Source organism: Lysobacter sp. CA199 (assembly GCF_052078715.1).
In the GTDB taxonomy this organism is placed as follows: domain Bacteria; phylum Pseudomonadota; class Gammaproteobacteria; order Xanthomonadales; family Xanthomonadaceae; genus Lysobacter.
In genome coordinates this window covers 18,339-39,638 of record NZ_JBQJIL010000006.1, presented here as the reverse complement: position 1 = coordinate 39,638, position 21,300 = coordinate 18,339, and the positions used below count along the sequence as shown (strand labels likewise).

Annotated in this window: 17 protein-coding genes; 7 read left to right on the top strand and 10 right to left on the bottom strand. The window is 64.1% G+C overall.

Features of this window, described 5'->3' with window-relative positions:
* The first annotated feature begins 147 nt into the window (after window positions 1-147).
* Together ACTOWJ_RS11575 and ACTOWJ_RS11570 are read left to right on the top strand one after the other, a co-directional pair.
* Complete coding sequence (locus ACTOWJ_RS11575; RefSeq protein WP_441334774.1) at window positions 148-477, top strand: hypothetical protein; 330 nt, start codon at window positions 148-150, stop codon at window positions 475-477.
* 325 nt (window positions 478-802) lie between these two features.
* On the top strand, window positions 803-2,929 hold the full coding sequence (locus tag ACTOWJ_RS11570; RefSeq protein ID WP_441334773.1) for an XVIPCD domain-containing protein: 2,127 nt from the start codon (window positions 803-805) through the stop codon (window positions 2,927-2,929).
* A gap of 78 nt (window positions 2,930-3,007) precedes the next feature.
* Here ACTOWJ_RS11570 and ACTOWJ_RS11565 read toward each other — a convergent pair whose 3' ends face one another.
* The 4 genes from ACTOWJ_RS11565 to ACTOWJ_RS11550 all read right to left on the bottom strand — a co-directional run bounded on the left by ACTOWJ_RS11565 (window position 3,008) and on the right by ACTOWJ_RS11550 (window position 5,855).
* Window positions 3,008-4,078 carry an AI-2E family transporter gene (locus tag ACTOWJ_RS11565; protein WP_441334772.1) on the bottom strand — a complete coding sequence of 357 codons (1,071 nt, stop codon included), beginning with the start codon at window positions 4,076-4,078 and terminating at the stop codon, window positions 3,008-3,010.
* Window positions 4,079-4,486: 408 nt separating this feature from the next.
* Window positions 4,487-4,900 (bottom strand): acyl-CoA thioesterase, encoded by a 414-nt coding sequence (locus ACTOWJ_RS11560; protein ID WP_441334771.1) that lies wholly within the window; start codon window positions 4,898-4,900, stop codon window positions 4,487-4,489.
* Between the two features lie 78 nt (window positions 4,901-4,978).
* A complete protein-coding gene (locus ACTOWJ_RS11555) occupies window positions 4,979-5,389 on the bottom strand; it encodes a DUF4259 domain-containing protein (RefSeq protein WP_441334770.1) in 411 nt (136 codons plus the stop codon).
* A gap of 76 nt (window positions 5,390-5,465) precedes the next feature.
* The gene (locus ACTOWJ_RS11550; protein ID WP_441334769.1) at window positions 5,466-5,855 is read right to left on the bottom strand and encodes a hypothetical protein; all 390 of its coding nucleotides are present in this window, start codon (window positions 5,853-5,855) and stop codon (window positions 5,466-5,468) included.
* Between the two features lie 466 nt (window positions 5,856-6,321).
* On the opposite strand from ACTOWJ_RS11550, the gene ACTOWJ_RS11545 reads away from it, so the two are divergent.
* Window positions 6,322-8,454, top strand: coding sequence for a M13 family metallopeptidase (locus ACTOWJ_RS11545; RefSeq protein WP_441334768.1), 2,133 nt, complete (start codon window positions 6,322-6,324; stop codon window positions 8,452-8,454).
* 99 nt (window positions 8,455-8,553) lie between these two features.
* On the opposite strand, the gene ACTOWJ_RS11540 is transcribed toward ACTOWJ_RS11545, so the two are convergent.
* A complete protein-coding gene (locus tag ACTOWJ_RS11540; protein WP_441334767.1) occupies window positions 8,554-8,736 on the bottom strand; it encodes a hypothetical protein in 183 nt (60 codons plus the stop codon).
* A 259-nt stretch (window positions 8,737-8,995) separates the two neighbouring features.
* Here ACTOWJ_RS11540 and ACTOWJ_RS11535 point away from each other — a divergent pair, with 259 nt between their 5' ends.
* Window positions 8,996-9,259, top strand: coding sequence for a hypothetical protein (locus ACTOWJ_RS11535; RefSeq protein WP_441334766.1), 264 nt, complete (start codon window positions 8,996-8,998; stop codon window positions 9,257-9,259).
* A 194-nt stretch (window positions 9,260-9,453) separates the two neighbouring features.
* On the opposite strand, the gene ACTOWJ_RS11530 is transcribed toward ACTOWJ_RS11535, so the two are convergent.
* Entirely contained in the window at window positions 9,454-10,239 is a 786-nt protein-coding gene (locus ACTOWJ_RS11530; protein ID WP_441334765.1) for a class I SAM-dependent methyltransferase, read from the bottom strand.
* Window positions 10,240-10,645: 406 nt separating this feature from the next.
* Between ACTOWJ_RS11530 and ACTOWJ_RS11525 the strand changes: the two genes are divergently transcribed.
* Window positions 10,646-11,248, top strand: a complete 603-nt coding sequence (locus tag ACTOWJ_RS11525) for a hypothetical protein (protein WP_441334764.1) — start codon at window positions 10,646-10,648, stop codon at window positions 11,246-11,248.
* Between the two features lie 211 nt (window positions 11,249-11,459).
* Here ACTOWJ_RS11525 and ACTOWJ_RS11520 read toward each other — a convergent pair whose 3' ends face one another.
* The 3 genes from ACTOWJ_RS11520 to ACTOWJ_RS11510 all read right to left on the bottom strand — a co-directional run bounded on the left by ACTOWJ_RS11520 (window position 11,460) and on the right by ACTOWJ_RS11510 (window position 16,102).
* Window positions 11,460-12,743 (bottom strand): hypothetical protein, encoded by a 1,284-nt coding sequence (locus ACTOWJ_RS11520; protein WP_441334763.1) that lies wholly within the window; start codon window positions 12,741-12,743, stop codon window positions 11,460-11,462.
* A 30-nt stretch (window positions 12,744-12,773) separates the two neighbouring features.
* Window positions 12,774-13,163, bottom strand: coding sequence for a VOC family protein (locus ACTOWJ_RS11515; protein WP_441334762.1), 390 nt, complete (start codon window positions 13,161-13,163; stop codon window positions 12,774-12,776).
* Between the two features lie 236 nt (window positions 13,164-13,399).
* A complete protein-coding gene (locus ACTOWJ_RS11510) occupies window positions 13,400-16,102 on the bottom strand; it encodes a hypothetical protein (protein WP_441334761.1) in 2,703 nt (900 codons plus the stop codon).
* 436 nt (window positions 16,103-16,538) lie between these two features.
* Between ACTOWJ_RS11510 and ACTOWJ_RS11505 the strand changes: the two genes are divergently transcribed.
* The gene (locus tag ACTOWJ_RS11505) at window positions 16,539-17,543 is read left to right on the top strand and encodes a glycoside hydrolase family 16 protein (RefSeq protein WP_441334760.1); all 1,005 of its coding nucleotides are present in this window, start codon (window positions 16,539-16,541) and stop codon (window positions 17,541-17,543) included.
* 156 nt (window positions 17,544-17,699) lie between these two features.
* On the opposite strand, the gene ACTOWJ_RS11500 is transcribed toward ACTOWJ_RS11505, so the two are convergent.
* Window positions 17,700-20,561: a TonB-dependent receptor domain-containing protein gene (locus ACTOWJ_RS11500; protein WP_441334759.1), complete on the bottom strand. Its 2,862-nt coding sequence runs from the start codon at window positions 20,559-20,561 to the stop codon at window positions 17,700-17,702.
* A gap of 276 nt (window positions 20,562-20,837) precedes the next feature.
* Here ACTOWJ_RS11500 and ACTOWJ_RS11495 point away from each other — a divergent pair, with 276 nt between their 5' ends.
* Window positions 20,838-21,170 carry a delta-60 repeat domain-containing protein gene (locus tag ACTOWJ_RS11495; protein ID WP_441334758.1) on the top strand — a complete coding sequence of 111 codons (333 nt, stop codon included), beginning with the start codon at window positions 20,838-20,840 and terminating at the stop codon, window positions 21,168-21,170.
* Window positions 21,171-21,300: the final 130 nt, after the last annotated feature.

The following is a 21,300-nucleotide window of genomic DNA, read 5'->3' as shown; positions in this document are numbered from 1 at the left end:
GGGGCGGATGCGTGACGGATGCACGCTTGGCGGGCTTGGGCCGCGTCCGGGCGCTCGGCCGACACGACGGCCCGCGGAACCAGGGTGCATCCACGCGGACAGGGCCGGCCTATACAATCGCGGCGCGACTTCCGGAGCCTTAGAAGCATGAAGCTGAGCGAATACAATCGCCTCCGAGGCACTACCGATACCGGTCCGCTGTTTGCATGGACCGCCGTCATCGTCGCCCTGCTCGGCGGCCTGGCCCAGTCGATCCTCGTGGTGTTCGCTGCGGTTTGCGCTCTGATCGCCTTGGGCGCGCTCGCCGTCAGACGACGAAACAGAGCCGATCTGTTCCGCTGCCCTGGCTGCGGAAAAACGCCCCATCAGTGGATATCGCCTGATCCATCGGACGACCGCGTGTGCACCGACTACGACGTCGACGCCTGCCTGCACTGCCGATTCGATCTTCGTGGGTCAAAGGACGGCAGCGCATGACAGGCCGCCCCCGATTCAGGATGATCAAGGCGCGTGGCGGGGCCTGTCGATTAACAACAACTTCACGCCTCGTCTGAAAAATTGAGGCCTCCGGCCCTGATCGTGATGCACATGAATGTGCAAACTCGGTTCCCTCGAGCGACCCAACGGACTGATGATGGCCACAGCGCAAACCCAGGATAATCGCGGACAACGGCGTCACTCGTTTCCGCGGCACCTCCAAGCCTTCACTGCACCGGCCCGGCGCCTTGGGTCGGCCTTCGGCTTGCCTGGTTCGGCGTAACCGAACCGATTCAGACGAACACTCATTAGCGGACAGTCCTCCATGGCCAAGATTAACCCCATCTCCTCCAACACCGTTGGCGTTACCTACTCCGAATCGGAAAAGGGAAACGGCGAAGAGGTTTCCATCGGCAAGAAGGCGGGCATCGACTTCGGTCCGGTCAAAGCGGTGATCGTGGTCAACGGCAAGCACAAGGACAATTATCTCGAGAATGAAGACGGGTCCATCACTTATACGTTGACCACGGACGGATCCGTGGCGGTCAAAGTCAGTGCAGACGGAAATGTCGCCAAAGGCAGCGCGACCGGGACGGTGGGCAAGAAAGAGGAGTACCGGGTCACCGTCCCCAAGGCGAACGCCGAGTCGACCGATGTGACCAAGATTACGCCGTACACGATGGCCACGGCGGACGTCCCGGTCGGCACCAAGCTCAGCATCGACAGTTCCGACTATCGCAGCGGCAAGCTCGAAGGTTCGTACAACAAGATCGCCGCCGAAGTTAATCTCAAGGAAGAAGACAGCCTTGGCATCGTCATGGAGAAGACCGGCGAGAACAAAATTCGCGTAACCGCCGGCCCCAAGAGCGCGCTCAACGTTTACGTGGGCGCCGGCGCCAAGATCGGCGACGCCAAGCTCCTGTTGGGCGTTACCACCGACGACAAAGAAAGCACGCTGAAGACCGCCGAATTCGACCTGAGCACAGAGGAAGGGCGCAAAGGCTATGAGAGCTTCCTCAAGGATGGCGTTCTGCCGATCGAAAACAGCAAGGACGGCAGAGCGGTTGCCGGGGTCGCCACGATAGAAAAGAAAGAAGGCGCCTTGGATATCGGCATGAAGTTCGAGATCGACGCCAAGGAGAAGCTCCCAGAGCAGAAGGGCAGAACCGATGAGGTGAGTCTGGCCTCGAAAACCGAATGGAGCCTGGTCAAGAACGGCACGCTCGATGTCGTCACCACCCATGCCGACGGCCGCAAGGAGATCGTCGGCTCGCGCACCCTGACCGGCGTCCTGGTTCCGGACAATTCGACGACGATCACCCAGGTATTCGAAGCGCCTCCCAAGGAAGGACGCGAGGAGACCTTGGTCAGCAAGACCGGCGACACCACGTGGCTGACGATTAAAGGCAAGTACGCCAAAGACGGCAGCGGCGAATCGCTGAGCACCGAAACTTACGGCGGCACCACCGTCGAGATCGCAAAGAAGTTCGGGGCTGGCGGAGTGGAGGATACGGCCGAGCGACGCTACGCGATCACCATGTCCCAGACCGATGCGGCCGCTCTCAACGCCGCGTTCGGCAAGCAGGGCCAACCCGATGCCCTGGCCGCGGATGGGAAGAACGTCACCATCACCCTGACCGAGACGGAGGTGGCCCAGTTGCAGAAAATGGCGCGCTCCGCCGCGAGTGGAATGCCCGTGGCCGATGCGCAGCGGTACAGCGCCATCTGGTCCGCGCGCGCCGAGCCGAACCAGAGCACGGAGGAATTCATCGCCGAGCTCACCCGCGGAAAGCCGGGCGGAAGCGAAGGCATCGCCGAAACGCTCTCGAAGATATCGACCCGGGCGGCGAGCAAGCCGGAATTCGCCTCCGATGGGCGGAACATATCGGAGCCCAGCTACACGCCGCTACCGGGCGCGCTCAACGCCGGCGATGCGCAAAACCGCGCCGCACCAGCGCCGACCGCGGCACAGACGCAAACGCCAGCGGCCGTCGCGCCGGCGCCGGCCGCCGCACGCACCGCCGCCGACCGCGACCACCCCGACAGCCCGCTGCTGGCGAAAACCAACGCCGGCGTGCGCGAACTCGATCACAGCATCGGAAAGCCCTGGGACGGCGACAGCGAACGCCTGAGCGCGAGCGCGTTCAAGATGGCGGTGGCAATGAACTTCAAGCCCGGTGACGACATCGCCGTGGGATTGAACCGCCAGACCACGCAGCACGCGGCCGGCGAGTTGCTGATGGTGCATCGCCAAGGCGCGAACGCTTCGCCGGACCCGTCCGCCAATCACGCCTCGATGCCGCTGGCCGAGGCCCTGGCCAAACCCGCCGATCAGCGCCTGCAAGAAGCCGATGCGATCCGCCAGGGGCAAGGCATCGAGGCACAACGGCAACAAGAACAGCCCACGCGCGAACAGGACACTCGCACGGCCAAGGCGCCTGCGGCGCCTTAACACGGCCCTCGCCACGCGGCGGGCGAATGCGATGCAAACGCCCGTGCCAGCACGATCCCTGGCGCAATCGCCGCGGCGTCAGACCCAGCCTTGCTCGACCAGCTCGCGCTTGAGGTAGGCGTAGTAGATCGGCGCCGCCACCAGCCCAGGCATGCCGAACAGCGCTTCCATCATCAGCATCGCCAGCAGCAACTCCCACGCGCGCGCCTGGATTTCGCCGCCGACGATGCGCGCGTTGAGGAAGTATTCGAGCTTGTGGATCAGCACCAGGTACAGCAGCGCCGCGGCGGCGACGTACACCGATACCGACAGGCCGGCGACGGTGATCAGGGTGTTCGAGATCAGGTTGCCGACCACCGGCAGCAGCCCGACCACGAAGGTCAGCACCACCAGGGTCTTGGCCATCGGCAGGTGCACGCCGAACAGCGGCAGCACGATCAGCAGGAAGATCGCAGTGAAGGCGGTGTTGAGCGCCGAGATCTTGATCTGCGCGAACACCACCCGGCGGAACGCGTCGGACAGCCGCGCCGCGCGCGCCAGCATCTCCGAGCCCAGCGGTCCCAGCTTCAGGGGCTGCAGTTCGTCCTGCAGCGCGATCATCGCGCCCAGCACCATGCCGATCACCAGCCGCGCGCCGAGTTGGACCGCCTCCGCGCCGACCAGGCTCAGTTCGCCGCGATGCTCGTCCAGCCAGGCGCTCAGCGCCCGCTGCAATTCGCTCAGGTCTTCCGGCAGATACGGCTGGGCCCAGGGCGGCACCTGGTTGCGCGAGGCGTCGATGATCCCCATCAGCCGCGCCAGCAGCGCCTGCTCGCCGCCGGTATCGGCGCGGAAGAACGCGATCAGGCCCGCAGTGGCCAGGGTCAGGCCGCTGATCACCAACGCCGCGATCAACACCACCGCGATCAGCCGCGCCCAGCGCCCTTTCACCCGCCGGTCGACCAGGCGCGCGAGTGTATGCACGAGTTGGAACACCAGCAGCCCCGACAGCAGCGCGCTGAGCAGGCCGAACTTGAGCACCAGCACCAGCGCCGCCGCGGTGAAGACCCAGGCCGCGATCCGGCCCGGCGGCGCTTTCAGCGACACCGACGGCAGCTTGGAAGCGGTGCCAGGGCCGGTCGGTGCGGCGTCTTCGACGAAGGGTTCCATTCCGCGGTTCCAGGGACTCGATGCGGCATTGTAGTGGCGCGCTCCGCGGTTTACTTCAGACCTTCGCCGTGCGCCGAGGCCGCGGGACCGGCGCGACAGCCTCCGTCAGGTAGCCACCCGAGCCGCGGCCGGATTCGGGATCGCCGGATGCAGACGTCTGTATCAAGGACCGCACTGCCCGCGCCGGTTCCGGCCGCGCTCGCTTTCGCCGCCGCCGTTGCCATCCCGGCCTGGGGCGCCTCGTCGCCGAGCGGGTCCGACCACGGCACGATGTCGATCGGCGGGCCGCCCCCGCTTGCCTGCCCCGGCAACCAGCGCCCGCGCACGGCCCGCGATGCCAACAGCGAATGAAGCGACGCCGGCGGCGGATGGACCCAGCGTGCTGGCGTGTACGCGCTGACCCGACCCTCAACCGCTTTGCGTTCTCTCAAGCGCGACTCTGAGTTCGGCCGGCAGCGGCACCGGCCGCCGGGTCTGCGGCGATACGGCGACTTGGGTGATCGAGGCTCGGAACGTGTTGCCGCCGGCAGCGTTGGAGCCGCTGATCGACAGCGTGAACGAGTGCTCGCCGAGTCGTTCGACCGACACCTCGATATCGATCGCGTCGTCCCAGGCCATGGGATGCAGAAATTCGATCGAGAGCGCTCGCGCGGGAGGAAGAATACCCATGGAGAACAGCCGCCTCGCCGCGGGGCCGCCCAGCGCATAAGACAGAAAGGCGAGCCCTGCTTCGACGACGAAATCGGCGACACGCGGAGTGTAGACGACGCCGCCGGGGTCGCAGTCGCCGAACAAAATAATCCTGCTCGTTTGGAAGGGCATCGGTAGTCCTCCGCGGGGGAAACGGGTCGACACCTCGATCGAGCCGAGCCGCAAGGCCGCTTCGACCTGGATAGGCCGTCAGGCCGCCATGGCCGTCTGCAGCGCTTTGACCGAGTCTTCCCAGGCGCTGGAGTCGTCGCTCTCCTCCCACAGCTCCCGCAACTCGGAGTCCGGCCCCAGGGTACGCAGCAGCGCCGCCTGGGCTTTGGCAAGCAGTTCGGGCTCGGGCTTGGCCGCGATCGAACTCAGCCACTCGTCGACCTTTTCCGTATAGACGTCCGATTGCGTGCCCCGCCCCAGAGCCCTGGCGATCACCTCCACCGCGGCGATCGCTTCGGCCGCGAGATCCGCATCCAGGTAGTCGGCACCGTTATCGATCACTCGCTGCAACGCTTCATCGACCAGAGAGAAATCTTTCCGTTCCTCCAGGTCGTACGCCCAATCGTTTGCCGTGTCGTTGCCAAAGGGTTCGTGCGACCAAGTTCCCATGAAATTTCGCTCCTTGAGATGAGTATCTGCGCCTGAATTTAGCCGAACCGGGAAGCGGCTCGTCTCAAACGAACCGTCATGCTGCAGCCGCGCGCGTTTTCATCCGATCTATCACGTACCCGGCCACGGCACCCAGCGCGATCGGAACCAGCGCATAGATCGGAATGAACACCAAACCGAGCGCCGCCTGCGCATCCGCGGCCAGATCCAGGGAGTAGTGCGCGAACGCGACGAACCCGAAACCCGGCAACGCCGGCCCCAACACCGACGACGGACGCTTGTACAGAAGGCTTACCGCAACGATCGCGCCCCACGCGACGGCATTGAAGGCCTGCAAGAACAGCCAGGCGCCGATATCGTGCTGGGTGTACTGCTCAAGCCACCCGATACCGCGCGGCAGTCGCGCCGCATACGGGAGCGCTATTCCTACGAACATCACGATCAACCGCGCCCTGAGCATCGTCACGACCGCCGTCCAATTAGGATTGCCCCCTGACAGAGGGAGTAGCGCGGATTCTTGATCGGACCGGGAAGATCGTCAATCCGAACAGCGGCGCATCGTCTGTGGCTCACGGCGGACCCAGACGACTGCCAAGTCGATACGCACGTCGCAACCCGGAAGACCAACGAATACATCACAGGCCGCTCTCTCTTTCTTTCTGCGAACGACGCGCCGCGCGTGTTCAGGCAACCGCGGGCCTCAGCGGCAGGCCATCGTCCGATGGGCAGAACGACCTACGGATTTCCTGCACTTCCAGGCCGGGGACAGGCTGAAGCACAATGGGCCGCCATTCGCAGGCCGCCACTGTCGGCCAAATCGCAGCCGACAATCCGCCGATCACCGGCCAGATCCGGCCTCCTTCGAAGCGGCGGTCAATGCCCTGGTGAAAACGCCGGCCACATCCCTAAAGCTTCCGTCCCGGAAAACCACGATGCCCTACCGACCGAACATTCTGTCTCTTGGATTGACGCTGGCGCTGGCTGGCACCCTCGTCGCGTGCAACAAACCCGCCCCCACCGACGCCGCTCCCGCGCCCGCTCAGGCGCCGTCCGCAGCAACCGCGGCGCCGATCTCCGGCATCGACTTGACCGGCCTGGACAAGACGGTGAAGCCGGGCGACGACTTCGACGCCTTCGCCAACGGTGGTTGGCGCAAGACCTTCGAGATCCCCGCGGACCGCTCCAACTACGGCGCGTTCACCGTGCTGCTGGAGACCGCCGAAAAACGCAACGCCGCGCTGATCGCGGAACTGGCCGCCGGCAAGCCCGCGCCCGGCAGCGACGCGCGCCGCATCGCCGATTTCCACGCCGCCTACATGGACGAAGCCGGCATCGAGAAACACGGCCTGCAGGCGCTGCAACCGCAGCTCGATGCGATCGGTGCGATCGCTTCGCGCGGCGACCTGTCGCGCGTGCTCGGCGCCAGCGTGCGCGCCGACACCGATCCGCTCAACGCGACCAACTTCCACACCGACAACCTGTTCGGCGTGTTCGTCGCCAAGGACCTGCAGGAACCGGCCTACGTCGCAACGCTGATGCAGGGCGGACTGGGCATGCCCGACCGTGAGTACTACCTGTCGCCCAGTAAGGAAATGGCCGATACGCGCAAAGCCTACGAGACCTACGTGGCCGCGTTGTTGAAGCAGGCGGGCATCGCCGATGCCGACGCCAAGGCGAAGACGATCCTCGCGCTGGAAACCAAGATCGCCAAGGCGCATGCGCCGGTGATCGAGTCGCAGAACGTGCACAAAGCCAACAATCCCTGGGAAACGGCGGCCTTCGCGCAGCGCGCCCCGGGCCTGGACTGGTCCGCGTTCTTCGACTCGGCCGGGCTGTCCAAGCAGACCAGGATCGTCGCCTGGCAACCGGGCGCGATCGCCGGCATCGCCGCCCTGGTGGGCAGCGAACCCTTACCGGCCTGGAAGGATTACCTCGCCTTCCACGCGCTGGACCACGCGGCCTGGAACGAAGCCGTGCGCGGCCCCGGCGAATTGCCCAAGGCGTACATCGACCTCGCCTTCCGCTTCCACGGCACCACGCTCGCGGGCACGCCGCAGGCGCGCGAGCGCGGCAAGCGCGCGCTCGACGCGACCAGCACCGCACTCGGCGACGCGGTCGGCAAGGTGTACGCGCAGAAATATTTCCCGGCGTCGTCGAAGGCCAAGGTCGAGGAGATGGTGCACAACATCCTCGCCGCATTCGACGAACGGGTGGACTCGCTCGCCTGGATGACGCCGCAGACCAAGGCCAAGGCCCGCGAGAAGGCGAAGTCGATGCGCGTGAGCGTTGGCTATCCCGAGCGCTGGCGCGATTACGCCGCGCTCGAGATCCGCGCCGACGACGCGCTGGGCAACCGCCTGCGCGCGGAACTGCACGAATACCGGCACCAGATCGGCAAGCTCGGCCAGCCGGTCGACAGCGGCGAATGGTGGATGACGCCGCAGACGGTCAATGCGGTGCAATTGCCGCTGCAGAACGCGATGAACTTCCCGGCGGCGATCCTCGACAAGCCGTTCTTCGATCCCGACGCCGATCCGGCCGCGAACTACGGCGCGATCGGCGCGGTGATCGGCCACGAGATCAGCCACGGCTTCGACGACACCGGCGCGGAGTTCGACGGACAGGGCCATCTGGCCAGCTGGTGGACGCCGGCGGACACGCAGCATTTCCAGGAAGCGACCAAGAAACTCGCCGACCAGTACAGCGCCTACGAGCCGTTGCCGGGCCTGCACGTCAACGGCAAGCAGACCTCGGGCGAGAACATCGCCGACGTGTCGGGCCTGACCATCGCCTACATGGCCTACCGCAAATCGCTCGGCGACAAGCAAGCGCCGGTGATCGACGGCCTGACTGGCGACCAGCGCTTCTTCCTCGCCTACGGCCAGACCTGGCGCAGCAAGATCCGCGACGCGGCATTGCGCCAGCGCCTGCTCACCGACGGCCACGCACCGGGCGCGCAGCGCGCGCAGACCGTGCGCAACATCGACGCGTGGTACGACGCCTGGGGCGCGAAGCCCGGCGAGAAGCTGTATCTGGCGCCGGCCGATCGCATCAAGATCTGGTAACGGGTGCGATCCAGCAGGAGCGGCCGGGTCGAACCGGCCGCTCCTGAACCTTCGCCGAAACAACTCGATCGCCGACAGCTATCGGGTGGGCCGCACCACTCAGCCGGGCGAGTTGATGCGGGCATCCAACACCGCATAGCTCGCCGGCGCCGCACCGTTTGCGAACACGTTGCCGAGCGATACGCGGTCTTCGATGGCCGCTGCGCGCATGATGCCCGCCTGGCCCGGTTCGATCCCGCTCGCGATGGCGGCGCGGAACACGATGCGGCGCGGCGCCGTCATCGCGAACGCGAGTTCGAGCGGCTTCCGAAATGCCGGGCGATGCCTTCGCCCGATGCACCCTCAACCGTTCCATCGCCGGCTTCGCGAAAGGTAGTCCGAACCCGGACCATGATGCGACGCATCATGTGCTAGCGTCGCCTTTCCCGGAGGCCGCCGCCGCTTCCGGGAGGCTCGCGTCATCGCGATTGACCGTGATTGCGCGTGCCGTCATGACCTCGCCGGGGAGTGAGCGCGGCGGCTATCGAAGGAGGAAAATCGCATGAAGGGATGGAGTGCAAAAGCAGCCGCGTTGGCTTTTTTCGCCGGAGCGATCATCGCCGCCGCGCCCGTCGCGGCGGAGCCGACCTACGCATGCACGGCGCAAGCTGAAGGACACTTGTTTCAGGTGCCTTACGATCATCCGTCCGATCCAGGCTCGTTCTATCAATGCCGCGGCGGAGCATGGCGCTTGATCGGAATATGCACGCCTCAGGGTGGTTGCCCCACGCCGCCGGATCCGACCGGGCCGATCGTGGAGATGTAACGATTCGTCGCGACCGATGGACGCGCGATTCGCGGGCGGGCCCCCTGCACGGGCCCGCCTTTTCGTTTCAGATTGTGCTCTCGGGCGCCTCGCACGCGCACGAACGCATCGAAGCTGGAACGAGAGGCTCGGAGTTTCGTTGCCATGGCGGGCGAACCAGGTTGTCAGCGGCGCATAGTGTGAACCACAGTCCGTCAGCTCCGCATGGATGGATTGCGGCGCGCGGCCACGATCCAGGCGCGTGATTCGAACCATACGCCATCGCCGCGTTGGTGCTCGGCCAACAGCTGGCGGAGGCGATCGAATGCACGCGTACATTGCTGGACATCGAGGCGGGCGACCTTCTCTTGCACGGTAGAGAATGCGGAAACGAATTCGAACGCGGAATCGACGTCGCGCCCGTAGAAGACAGGCGCATTCACCTCGTCGAACGAGGGAGCCACGAAGCCCGCGGAATCGAGAAGACGCTTTACGACGTCCGGGTCGCCCAGCGAGAAAGCTTGTGGGACAGCGCCAGCGTTGGTGCTCCCTGCCTCGTCGGACGTGAATACGCGCTCGATGGACGTGGCCCACTCATTACGATCCCGCGACTGCCACACCATCATCACCAGACGCCCATCTGGACGCAGTGCGTTTCGTATGTTCGAGAAGGCCGCCACCGGATGACCGAAGAACATCGTGCCGAATCTGCTGATCGCCACGTCGAAACTCTCGCGCGACAATAGATGTCCTTCGGCATCCGCGCATACGTACTCGACGTTGCTCAGCTCTGCTTCGCCGGCAAGCGCCCTTGCACGCTCGATCATCTCATTCGACCGGTCGATCCCGAGCACGGATCCCGACGTCGCCAGCCGCGCCGCCTCGCGCGCAGTCTGTCCGGTGCCGCATCCGACGTCGAGAACCCGATCCGAGGCGCGGATCGCGCACGCGCGCCGCAGCACGTCGTTGTGGTGTTGCAGTTCGAGGTCGTAGTCGATCATTCGGGCAGATTCCAGATTCATTGTCTTCCGCCCCGAGCGGGACGCCCAGGAGGCGAATCACTGCGACTGGGTGAAGCGAAGCTGTGGTGCATATAGAGCCGCGACCACCCGATGCCCATCGATTTCAACAGGACTGAGGCATCCCAAGGTCGGTGAAGATTAACCCGGAACCCAAACCGACATCGCCGGCCGGCCCCTGTTGGCGCACCCGCCGGGATGGAAGGGCCCGGCGGTATTACTCAGTAACAACGACCGAATCAAAATCATCTCGGCACCTTCGCCGAACGGCCGTTTACGAACGGACTGGTCCAGCGCAACCCAAACAGCGCCGGGATTTGCGATGCGATTAACCCGGCCACGCCGCATGCTAATATCGGCCGGCATGCGAAACACGGAGGGTAAATCCATGCCTTTGAGAAAGTATTTATGGGCCATAGCAGCCGGCTTGGCCGCCACGTTGCCGGTGATTCCCTCGGCGATGGCGCAAATCCCGGCCGAACTTCTCCAGGGAGGCGGAGGCAGCGAGGGCTCGCTGTACAGCGACGCTTTCTACAAGTCGAAAGACGGCTTTTGGGTACTGATGCGCAGCCGGGAAAACAACGGCCTGCGCTGCTCGGTCAGCTACATCATGACCGATGGCCTGTACGCCATCCATGGCCCTGAAAACGCCGCGCAAGTGAAGGAAGGCGGCGGGCAGATCTGGTTCAGCGGCAAGAACATTCCGGCGCGGGACGGCATCCAACAGGTCAGCATCACCATCAATGCGCGGGGAAAGACGGTCACTTATCCCACCGCGCTCACCAAGTTCATTCCCGAACACGGCACCTTCGTTTTGTTCCTTAAAGTGAAGAACTATCTTAAGACGGTCATCAAGAAAGGCGAGGACACCGATGAATTCACGGTGCAGCTCGATGGCAAGGAGGTATATGCCGTCAAGCTGGTGGAGCTGCAGAAGGCCTACCGGATGCTGGAAAAATGCATGGCTGCCGGGAGCGCCAAGGCCGATTGATCCGCGATCAGCGCCGTCACCCGGCGTCGGCTCCATCGAGCGTCAACGCCGAATGAGCGGGCGCAGCGGGTCGTCACTGGACGTCCGCTGTCGAGAACCCAGCCCAGGGACGACCAATGCTTCGCGCTGCCGTAAACCGTCCCGCCGCCTTGGCGGGACGGCAGTCTGGAAGCTTCGCCAAAGACGCGCATCGGCGATTCCGGGTCGGGTTCTAGTTTCTTGGTGCGTTGAGCAAGCTTGAGCAAACGTATGCTCGGCCCGGACCGCTGCGGCTTTCATTGACGACGACGTCCGCCACGCGCATCGCTCCAGCGGCATCGGGCTTGAGGACGAATTGAGCCTGGCAGCTTTCGTACAGACCCTGGGTCGCAACGTGGGCTCCGCCGGCCGTTACCAGGGCGAAACGGCCATCGTGTTCACCGAAATACGTCAGAAAGCGAATGCCGCCCGCTTCGCTGACATTGGGCGCGCCCATCGCCGCGACGACATCGCTCTCGCCCTTGCCCAGCCAGACGCTCAGCATCGTCTGCTCGGTGCTGCTGATGCGGCGGCCACCACGCAGTTTCGCGGCCTCGCCGATGAAGCGATTCTCATCGTCCATCTTCTTGATCCGAGCGCCGACGGAATCTCGTCGCTGCTCCAACGTGGCGATCTGGTCCTTCAGCGCCTTCTCCAGCGCAGTCGACTCTTCCGCGGTCAGCGGCCTGCCGTTGTTGAGCGCGGGCTTGGGAGCGTCTTTCCAGAAATGTTCCCAGGTATAGCTGGCCAGCATGTTCATCGACAGGCCTTCGGCGGGCAGGAACTCAGCCACGTCGAGGCCGATATCGCGCATGCTCCGGCGCAACGCATCGGGATCCATCTTTCCGTTCGGCATCGCGGCGGCCTGCTTCGCCTGGCTGATCGCCACATCGCTGCACGCAACGCGATAGACCTTGAGCATCAGGTAGTTCGATGCCGTCTGCCAGTTGCTGCCGGACAAGGTTTCGATGTTCGGCGAATTCTTCATTCGCTTATGTCCCTCGACCATGCGGAACTCGGCCGAGTCGGCATCGGGGAGGACCCCGGTTTCGTCCGCCTGCCCCTTACGCGATGCCTTCTTGCCGTAACTCAGGCTGGGGCATTTGAACTGCAGGTCGGTCTCGGTCCAGTAGGGCTGTCCCGCGGCCTCGTAGACCATCGTCAGGACGATTTCGCGAATGCGGGCCGATTCGTCCCCGATCGGCGACTTGTCGGTCGAATGATCGTCTACGTACACCAGGACCCGATTCGGCGACTCACCCTGCATGTCGATCATCATCTTGTCGGTCGCCGCCGCCGGAGCGGCCATCGCCCCGAGGACAAAGCCCATCACGATGAGCGCCTTGGTATTCATTGCAGCCTTCCTCATGGCATAGCCCTTCCCTGCTCGGACCGCCGATAGATACACCCACTCGGCAACGCCCGTCAAACCACCTGGCGACGGGCGGCGTGCCGGCGTCGCAACGGCGGCGTCCACGGCTCGACGAAAGCCGACCTGAACCTTGTGTCACACCACGGCAAGCGCACTGACCATGACGTAGTACCCGTCAGGATCACGCAGTGCGAATTCCTGCGTTCCGGTAGCGGGGTTCAAATGAGGTTCTTCTTCCAACTTGGGGGCTAGCGACCGGGCCCTGAGCAAGGTCTCGTCGAAGTCGTCTACACGGAAGAACAAGAGCAGTCCATTGCCCGGCTGGGCGTGCTCGGGATCGGCCAAGGGCGGGTGCTCGTGCGCTCCCCATCGATGCAGGCAAATCAAGACCGTTCCGTCCTCGTCCACGATTTGCCCGAAGTAGTCGTGGGCCGGAGCGGTCTTGTCTTGACCGAACAACGACTGATACCAGCCGAAGCTGCGAGCGACATCGGCAACGCCAACGATGGTCCACGTGCGCTTCATGGGCTTCTCCTGCGACCCGAGGCCGAGCCTCTCCCCGGTGCATGTCCGTGGTTTCGAGTTTACGGCTTGGCCGACATGTTGACCGCCGAATGACCCGCTGAACAGTCCACAGCCAACCCATTGATTCTTAATGCGCGAAACTCAAGCCTTTGGAGCAGGACTGCCCTTATTGGCCTATCGCCGGCTCCGGCTGAAGCGGCCGTGGCGTTTGCGCCGCGTGGCCGCCATCGCGAAGATCACGGCCACATCCGGTTCTGCCAGGCCTCCCATTGCTGCACGCGTTGCGCGTCGGCACCCATCGCGCGGGCCGTCATCAGGCCGTACTGGTTGGCCTGATACAGCGTGGTGTTGCCGGCCGCCAGGTAGTAATTGCCGTTGGGATCGCGCAGCAGCGGCGTGCGCGAACGATCCAGGCAGAACGACATCCCATGCACCGGCTCGGGCTCACCGCCCATGGAATAGTTGTTGGGATCGCAGCGACGCCACGCTTCGGCGGGAACATCGCCGTAGGCGCTCAGGTACATCCGGATCGAACCGTTGATCACCTTCAGATGCAAGCCCTGTGCCAGCGTATTGAGCGCGCGGTACGGCGTTTGTCCGGTGCCGTTGTCCATGTAGTTGCGCGGCTGGAACTGCTTGGCCGCGTTCGCGCGACTGTCGCGGCCCTTGTTCTGGAACAACTCGTCGGGCGCAGCGGGATTGGGCCGGTTCAGCGGCACCTTGTTCATGACGTACTGCGCGCCCTTGATCCGGCCCTGGATCAGGCGGATGTAGTGACCGATCTTGATGTCGGCATGCGCCGGCGTCGAGGTGCCGACGATGTCGCCGATCAGATTGTCGAACGCGAACAGATAGGGCCAATCCATCGTGAAGTTGGACCAGTCGTCCTGGGCGCCCGAGTTGATCGTCATCTGCGCCTGGTACCACTGGTTGCTCTTGTAGTACGACGCGGTGATGTTGTCGGCCTCCCAGGCGAAGTACCAGTCGCGCCAGCGACCGCCGGGCAGGTTGTTGTCGCGCTGGTAGAGCATGTGCGGCGCCAGGAAGAACGGGCCGACGGTGCGGAACGGCCAACCGCGCGCCTCGCCGCGGCCCACCCACTGGCCGTTCTCGATATCGCCGAAGAACCACTTCTGGTTCCCTTCCAGGCCATAGGCCTGAGCCAGATACCACTGATTGAGCGAGTTCCAGTGCAGCATGCTGGCGACCGCGCGCTCGATGAAGGCCGCATCGGTGAATGCGCCGGGTCGGCCGCTGGCCTGGATCGTGGCCTCGCTGGCCAGGCGCTTGAGGTTCGCCGCGCCCAACTGCGCGCCAAAGGGCGCGCCATTGTGGTTGATGTGATCGCCGCGGCCGCCGCCGAGGAAATTGTAGGCATCCCAACCCAGCAGGAAGAATTCGTGCTTGATCTGGTTGCGGTCGTTCGGGGCGAGATGGCTCCAATCGCCGAACGTCGCGCTTTTCTTCGCGGTCAGCCAATCGGCGACCTTCTTGTGCTGCGCGGCGGGATGCTTGAACCCGTTCGGCAGGTTGGCGCCGGCCTTGAACGAGCCTTGGGTGTTCGCGCCTTCCGGCCACACATCCATCGGGTGGATGCTCGGCAACCACGCGTTCCAATCCGGGAACTGCAGATTCACCGGCATCTCGCGAACGTTCATGGTGGCCTTGGCGTCCATCGCCTTGTCGATGTCGGCCTGGGTCACCGCCGACATCGCGGTGTCGAGCGGCTTACCCAGCATCGAATTCATCTGCTCCTGCGCGGTGGTCAGCACCGCGTCCAGCCCCGCGCCGGCGGCCCACTCGTTGAGCGGCTGGGCGTCCAGGCCGGGGCCGGGCTGATACGGCGGATTCCAAGGCCGCGCCTGCGCCACGTGCGGCAGGTCGCGCTGCGAATAGCGGATGAAGGCCGCGATCTGCTTGCCCTGCGCCTCGCTCAGGCCATGGAAGCGGCTGCGCTGGACGATCGACTTGTTCGAATAGTTGAAGTACTGCAGATCGCGTCCATCCTGCGCGTGGCAGCCCGAGCACGAGGCCTGGATTTTGCGCCGCACCACGCTGGACTTGGCCAGCGAATTCTCGGCGTACCACAGCGCCCTCCCCGCCTCGGCATCCGCGCTGTTCAAGCGGCCGGCGTCCTTCTCGACCTTGGGATTGGTGTAGGCGATGGTGTTCTGGCCGACGTCGTTCGCGGCGGTATCGCGCAGCTGCAATTGCACAATGCGCAAGCCGTTGGTCTCGCCATCGGTCCCGTTGAAACGGAACTGCACGCGGTTGAGCTTGGGCAGGGCGACCAGCTTGCTCTTGCTCTGCGGCGTCAGCTTGAGCGTGATCTTGATGGTGTAGAAACCACCGTTGATGCCGCCTTGCAGACGCTCGGGCGTATCGAGCACGACGTCGGCATCGGTGATGTCGACCCACGGGATCGCATCGATCTCCGCCGGTGCGGTCGCGCCGCCGATCACCCGCATGCTGGCTTTGACCTTGGGCAGCGCAGTGACGACCTTTTCGAATTCGGGCGCGCCGTAATACCCGCAACGATGGCATTGGAACCAGACCTGCGCCACTTTCGACAGGTTGGCCGCGCTCACGCCGAGATCGGCGTGGGCGGTGATCGGCGTGGTCGGATAGCCGGCACTGAGCAACTCGATCGGCAGCATCAAGTTCGCGGCGGCCTTGGCCTGCGCGGGCGCGGGCGAAGAGCCGATGCCGTTCAAGCGCGTCGTGGTCGGCGGCGGCGGGATCGATCCGGTCTGGACGCGCACGCCGTTCTCGTCGATCTGCGTAGCGGGACATCCGCCGAGCAAGGCGGCGGCAAAGACGATGCTCAGTGGCTTCAAGCGCGCCAGGTAGTGCATGAATCCCGCGGGCACGCCGCATTCGAGCGATGCGATGGATCGGCGAATACTGGCGCTGCGGCCGATGTGGGTCGGTCGTTTCATGGTTGTCCCCTGGCTGCGGCTTGTCGCGTCGTGGCGGCGGGTGACCGGATCGTTCATGGATCGATCCAGCCCTGATGCGCTGAGCGACGCGTGGCCATGCGCGCCGTGACGGCGCGACAACAACGACCAGACACGGCGCCGCTCGACGGCAAGCATCAGACATCGGCATGCCCTGGACTGTGATTGCAGGCTCCATCCCGCATGCATCGGATACCCGGCTGCTCCGGACTGTGATTGCAAGTCCATCTCGAAGGTGATGCGCCGCTTTTGCCGCCCCGCCGGCAGTGCGGCATGGCGACAACCCGACCAGCTGCCGACGCTGAGCCCGGTCGGCGCATGTATCGCCCAGTCATTTGACAACGTTCTCGGTGATGCGACAAATTCACCCGCTGCAATCGGCCGTAAACAGTCCGCCACGAAGAACAGGGATAAGAACATGGGGCAGCATCGTATTTTTCTCGCCAGCGTTCTTGCCGGGGCCGTTGCCTTGACCGGATGCGGTTCGAAAACCGACTCGGCGACCGAACAAGCATCCAAACCGGCGGAAACTGCCGCGGCAAAGCCAGCTTCGGCTCCGGCGACGGCCGCCGTCTTTTTCGATGACTTCAGCTATCGCGATCTGGCCGCGTTTCACGGCAACGGCTGGAAGGTGAGAACCGAAACCGGCCATCCCGGTATCAAAGGCGCGACCTGGTCCGCGCAGGGCCTGTCGTTCCATTCGGATATTCCGGACACCGCGGCGGGCGCAGTCAGAATGAGCTCGGTCACCAACGGCACCGGCGAGAAGACCCGTCACACCCAGTTTTGCCATGCGCGAAAATATCGCGAAGGCACTTATGCCGCACGCATCTTTTTCCGCGATGAACCCAACTCGGGGCCGGACGGCGATGAAGTGATCCAGACGTTCTATGCCATCAGTCCGCTCAAAGCACCGATGGACAAAGACTACAGTGAGACCGATTTCGAGTATCTGCCCAACGGCGGCTGGGGCGAAAACACCAAGCCGGCGATGTGGACGACCACTTGGGAGACGTTCCAGCTCGAGCCCTGGACCAAAGTGAACGAATTTTCCCGCAAGGAAGGCAGTTATGCGGGTTGGCATACGTTGCTGCTGACGGTCGCCGACGACAAAGTCAGCTACTACGTCGATGGCACATTGTTCTCCGTGCACACCAGCGCCGTGTACCCGGAGGATTTCATGTCGATCAACTTCAACTTGTGGTTCATGCCCAAGGGTGCGGACGGCTCTCAAGGCCCCGTCGATTCTCCTCAGATGCGCGAATACCAGGAAGATATCGATTGGGTCTTCTTCCAGGAAGGCGCAGCCATCACCACCGCCGACGTGGAAGCGCGGATCGCCGACATGCGCAGTAAAAAAGTAGCCCATGTCGACAATGTGAAAGAACAAAATCCGGTACTGCCGTCGCCTTGCGGACTTTGATTGTCGGAGTGGGCGTTCAAGCTCTGTGGACCCGGAACGGGTCAGGCCTCATCGACACGCCGAGATGGAGCCCGCCCGGCGCGCGGGGCGTTTGACAGGCGTGGAGCTTGCTGAAGATCCTCTTCGGATCGTCGGCAAGCCCCGCGCCCGCCCGGCTCAGAACCGATACGCCGCACTGACCAGGTAATAGCGCCCGACCGGATCGTCGTCGGCAATGCTGTAGCCGCCGCTGCTGTAGTTGTAGTTGCCCGGCTGGCGGTCGGCGAGATTGTTGATGTTGACACTGAACAACCAACGCTTGATGCCGCCATAAGCCAGATCGACGCCGGTCAGTGTCGTACTCGGTATGCGGCGCTTTCGCTCGACGTAGCTTCCGTAGACGAAGGTGCTGACGGGCCCGGGTACCGACACCGTCGTCGGCCCCATGTAGTACACGTTGAGCGTCGCTATCCAATCGCGATAGGTCCAGCGCACATCGCCCAGCACGCTGCGATTGGGAATTTCGATGCCGGCATCGTCCGCGACCGACGCGATCGGACGTTGCCGTCGAAGCAGACGATGCGTGTAGTGGCCGCTCAGGCGAAAACTGACGTCGCCCCAGCGCCCGGTCTTGCGCCGGTACTCGGCCTCCATCTCCCAACCGCGCACTTCGGTACTGCCGACGTTGTCGAGATAGCTGGCGACGGCGATCAGCTCGCCGTTCTCGTCGCGTATCAGGGCCTTGGGGGAGATTTCCTCCAGGCCCAGGGCATTGATCGGCAGAATTTCGTTCTTGCGCCGGATGCGATAGTGGTTGGCGGTCAACGAAAAATCATCGCCGGGCGTCCAGACCAGGCCCAGGTTGCGGCTGGTCGAGGTCTCGGGCTTGAGTTCCGCGTTGACCCGCGCGCGCAGATCGACGATGCAATGATCGTAAGCTTCCTGATGGCAAGGCCGGAGCGAGTCGTCGACGGGGACGTAGTAACTGGCCTGCTGCTTGATCAACAGCGGGCCGCGCTGTTCGGCCAGCGTCGGCGCGCGATAGCCCTCTCCGGCCGAAGCGCGCAGCATCAGCGACCGCCACGGCTGCCACCGCAGACCGAACATCGGCGAAGTCTGGTCGCCGTAACCGCGATTGCGATCCAGGCGCCATGCCGCATCCATCCAGAGCTTGTCGTGCAGCGGCGCCTTGAGTTCGGCGTAGACCGCCGACGCGTTGCGGCTGTCGCTTCGGCGCTGGAAGTCCATCGCCAACGCGATATCGCCCTGCGTCAACGAAGGATCGGGCCGATTGCTCAGATGCTCGTGGCGCGTTTCGAAACCGGCCGCCACCTGCACCTCGCCGGCCGGCAACGCGAACAGCGGGCCGTCGATGCTGCCGGACAAGGTATCCAGCGACATTTGCCCGCCCAGTACGACGGTAGGCGACAGTTTGGCGAGTACGGCGTCGGCATTCCTATCCACCCGATTGAAGCGATAGCTTCGATCGTCGATGACCGAGTCGAGCGCCGACAGGCTGATCAAACCGTTGATGCGATTGCTGACTTCGTTGTTGCGGCGCGACACGCTCAGATCCCAGCTCCAGGCGTTGCGCTGCCCATTGATGCCGATGGCGTAATCCTTGTTGGTGGTGACCACACGGTTGCCTATCGGCCCCACGTCGGCGAACCAGTAGTTCAATAGCGAGTACGAGCCGTTTTGCAACTCTTCGCTGTCGGGATGATCGGCGGACAGCGGCATCACGCCATGGCTCGGCGCATTGCGCAGCTCCAGTCCGGTCCGCGACAGGCGCAGATCGGCGTAGAACTCGAGGTTCTCGCCGATCGGCTGACGCAGATGGGTGTACAGCGCATTGCTGGTGATGCCCGGCTGCAGACTGCTGTAACGCGGGACATCGAAGCTGCACTCGATGCCGGCCGGCGTGGGATCGCGATGGCGACAGCCGGCCGTCGGAACCACGCTTCCGTCGTCCTGCAGGAAGCCCAGTTGGATCCGCCGGTCGTCTCCGCCGAACCTCCGCCGGTCGAGCGTGGCCCACGGACGCTGGCTGCCGATCAGCGGATTGCGGGTGAAGTGATCGACACTGACGAAAACGTTGCCGCCGCCGCGCGTCTGCGAGCCGAAGCTGGCGTACTGGCGCTGCTGCTCGGCATCGCCGCGCTGCGATACGCCATAGCTGCCGCCGACTTCGACGCCTCGGTAGTCCTTCTTCAAGATGATGTTGACGACGCCGGCCATCGCGTCGGCGCCGTAGATGGCCGACGCACCGCCGCGAGCGATCTCGATGTGATCGACCATGCTCAACGGGATGCCGTTGAGGTCGGTCAACGCGCCCATGTCGGTCGACACCAGACCGTAGTTGGCGATGCGTCGCCCATCGACGAGGAACAAGGTCGCTCGCGGACCGAGCGAGTACAAACTGGCCGAAGCCGCGGCCGCGGTCGGCACCTGGCTGTTGCCGCCTTCGCTGGCGATATTGCGCGGATGGTGACCGGACATGCCTGGCATCAACCGCAGCACATCGAACAAAGTCTGGTGGCCGCTGGCGCGAATCTGCTCCTGGGTGATCAGAGTCAAAGGCAGCGAGCTTTCCAGCCCCGCGCGCTTGATCCGGCTTCCGGTCACATGCACCGTGTCCAACTGGGTCGGCGACTTCGGCGAGGCTGGCGACTTTGGCGCGACCGATCCTGCATCGGTCTTCTGCCGCGAATGCGCACGCGGCGCCGGCTGCAACCAGTAGACATTGGCTCTTACCGCGACCGCGGTGAGGCCCGTGCCGTCCAGCAGTTGCGCCAGACCTTCGCGAATCCCGGGATTACCCGTCAAGCCCGGGCTGCGTCGCCTGGCCACCAAGGCCGGCGAATAGATCAGTTGCAGATCGTTGCGGGTGGCGAAGGCGTTGAGCGCATCGTCCAACGCCCCGGGCGCAATCTCGTAATCGCCGGACGGAATATCGCCCGCGGGGGCTTGGGACGCCCCTGCGGTCAGCGGGGACGCCAGTACGGCGAGAACGACCCACGCATGAGGAAATCTGGCCATACACAACCGCATCGATCAGGCTGAAGCTGGTTCCGGGCGCCCGGCTTCTACGGCGCTGCCGAACGATAGCACTGCTGGGGCATATGCGAATCCGATCGCGTCGATCTTCCGGTGTCCCGGACGGCGCCGAGTCTCGGCGGCGTGACGCCGAGGGACGGCTGTGTCGTCACAGCTGCCACGTCAGAGGCTTTCATTTGGGGCGGTTGGCCGCAACCGCGGATACCGATATCACAGTAGTGAGCTGTTAAGCCCCAGCAAGGCTCAGGGAACATCCACGTGGAAAACAGCGTCGCCGATGCCATGAACCGAAGGAGCAAGACGCACCCGCGCAGTGGACGGCCCGAACCGGCGATGGTTCTTCAGCCCGACGGCCGCTTCATCGTCGCGCGCACCTTGCTGTATCAGCCCGACTTCGCCGCGTTGGTCCGCTACCTTCCGAATGGAAAAATAGATCAGACGTTTTTACAAAACGATTTCGCCATGTCGGTCGATCCGCCGCCCATTGCCGGAGATCTCTCTGGCCGGCCGTATGCAAAACAGCAACCATCATTCCAGATGGCCACGCGGTGCGTTAGGAACCGATGCTGTCGTAGTGATTCACCTCCCTAAGCGGTCGCCTGAAAGTCGGAGAGCGCATCTGGAATCTGTCGCAATTGACGAAGGAATCGCATCACGCAAGCGAAGTTCCGCGAACGGCCGATCCATGATTTCGCTACATCGCCACGGCCCGGCGCCCGGT

Coding starts and splice junctions, on each gene's coding strand:
- ACTOWJ_RS11545 (WP_441334768.1), top strand. CDS start 6,322: ATGCCCTACCGACCGAACATTCTGTCTCTTGGATTGACGCTGGCGCTG.
- ACTOWJ_RS11530 (WP_441334765.1), bottom strand. CDS start 10,239: ATGATCGACTACGACCTCGAACTGCAACACCACAACGACGTGCTGCGG.
- ACTOWJ_RS11565 (WP_441334772.1), bottom strand. CDS start 4,078: ATGGAACCCTTCGTCGAAGACGCCGCACCGACCGGCCCTGGCACCGCT.
- ACTOWJ_RS11540 (WP_441334767.1), bottom strand. CDS start 8,736: ATGACGGCGCCGCGCCGCATCGTGTTCCGCGCCGCCATCGCGAGCGGG.
- ACTOWJ_RS11575 (WP_441334774.1), top strand. CDS start 148: ATGAAGCTGAGCGAATACAATCGCCTCCGAGGCACTACCGATACCGGT.
- ACTOWJ_RS11515 (WP_441334762.1), bottom strand. CDS start 13,163: ATGAAGCGCACGTGGACCATCGTTGGCGTTGCCGATGTCGCTCGCAGC.
- ACTOWJ_RS11525 (WP_441334764.1), top strand. CDS start 10,646: ATGCCTTTGAGAAAGTATTTATGGGCCATAGCAGCCGGCTTGGCCGCC.
- ACTOWJ_RS11535 (WP_441334766.1), top strand. CDS start 8,996: ATGAAGGGATGGAGTGCAAAAGCAGCCGCGTTGGCTTTTTTCGCCGGA.
- ACTOWJ_RS11570 (WP_441334773.1), top strand. CDS start 803: ATGGCCAAGATTAACCCCATCTCCTCCAACACCGTTGGCGTTACCTAC.
- ACTOWJ_RS11510 (WP_441334761.1), bottom strand. CDS start 16,102: ATGAAACGACCGACCCACATCGGCCGCAGCGCCAGTATTCGCCGATCC.
- ACTOWJ_RS11500 (WP_441334759.1), bottom strand. CDS start 20,561: ATGGCCAGATTTCCTCATGCGTGGGTCGTTCTCGCCGTACTGGCGTCC.
- ACTOWJ_RS11555 (WP_441334770.1), bottom strand. CDS start 5,389: ATGGGAACTTGGTCGCACGAACCCTTTGGCAACGACACGGCAAACGAT.
- ACTOWJ_RS11560 (WP_441334771.1), bottom strand. CDS start 4,900: ATGCCCTTCCAAACGAGCAGGATTATTTTGTTCGGCGACTGCGACCCC.
- ACTOWJ_RS11505 (WP_441334760.1), top strand. CDS start 16,539: ATGGGGCAGCATCGTATTTTTCTCGCCAGCGTTCTTGCCGGGGCCGTT.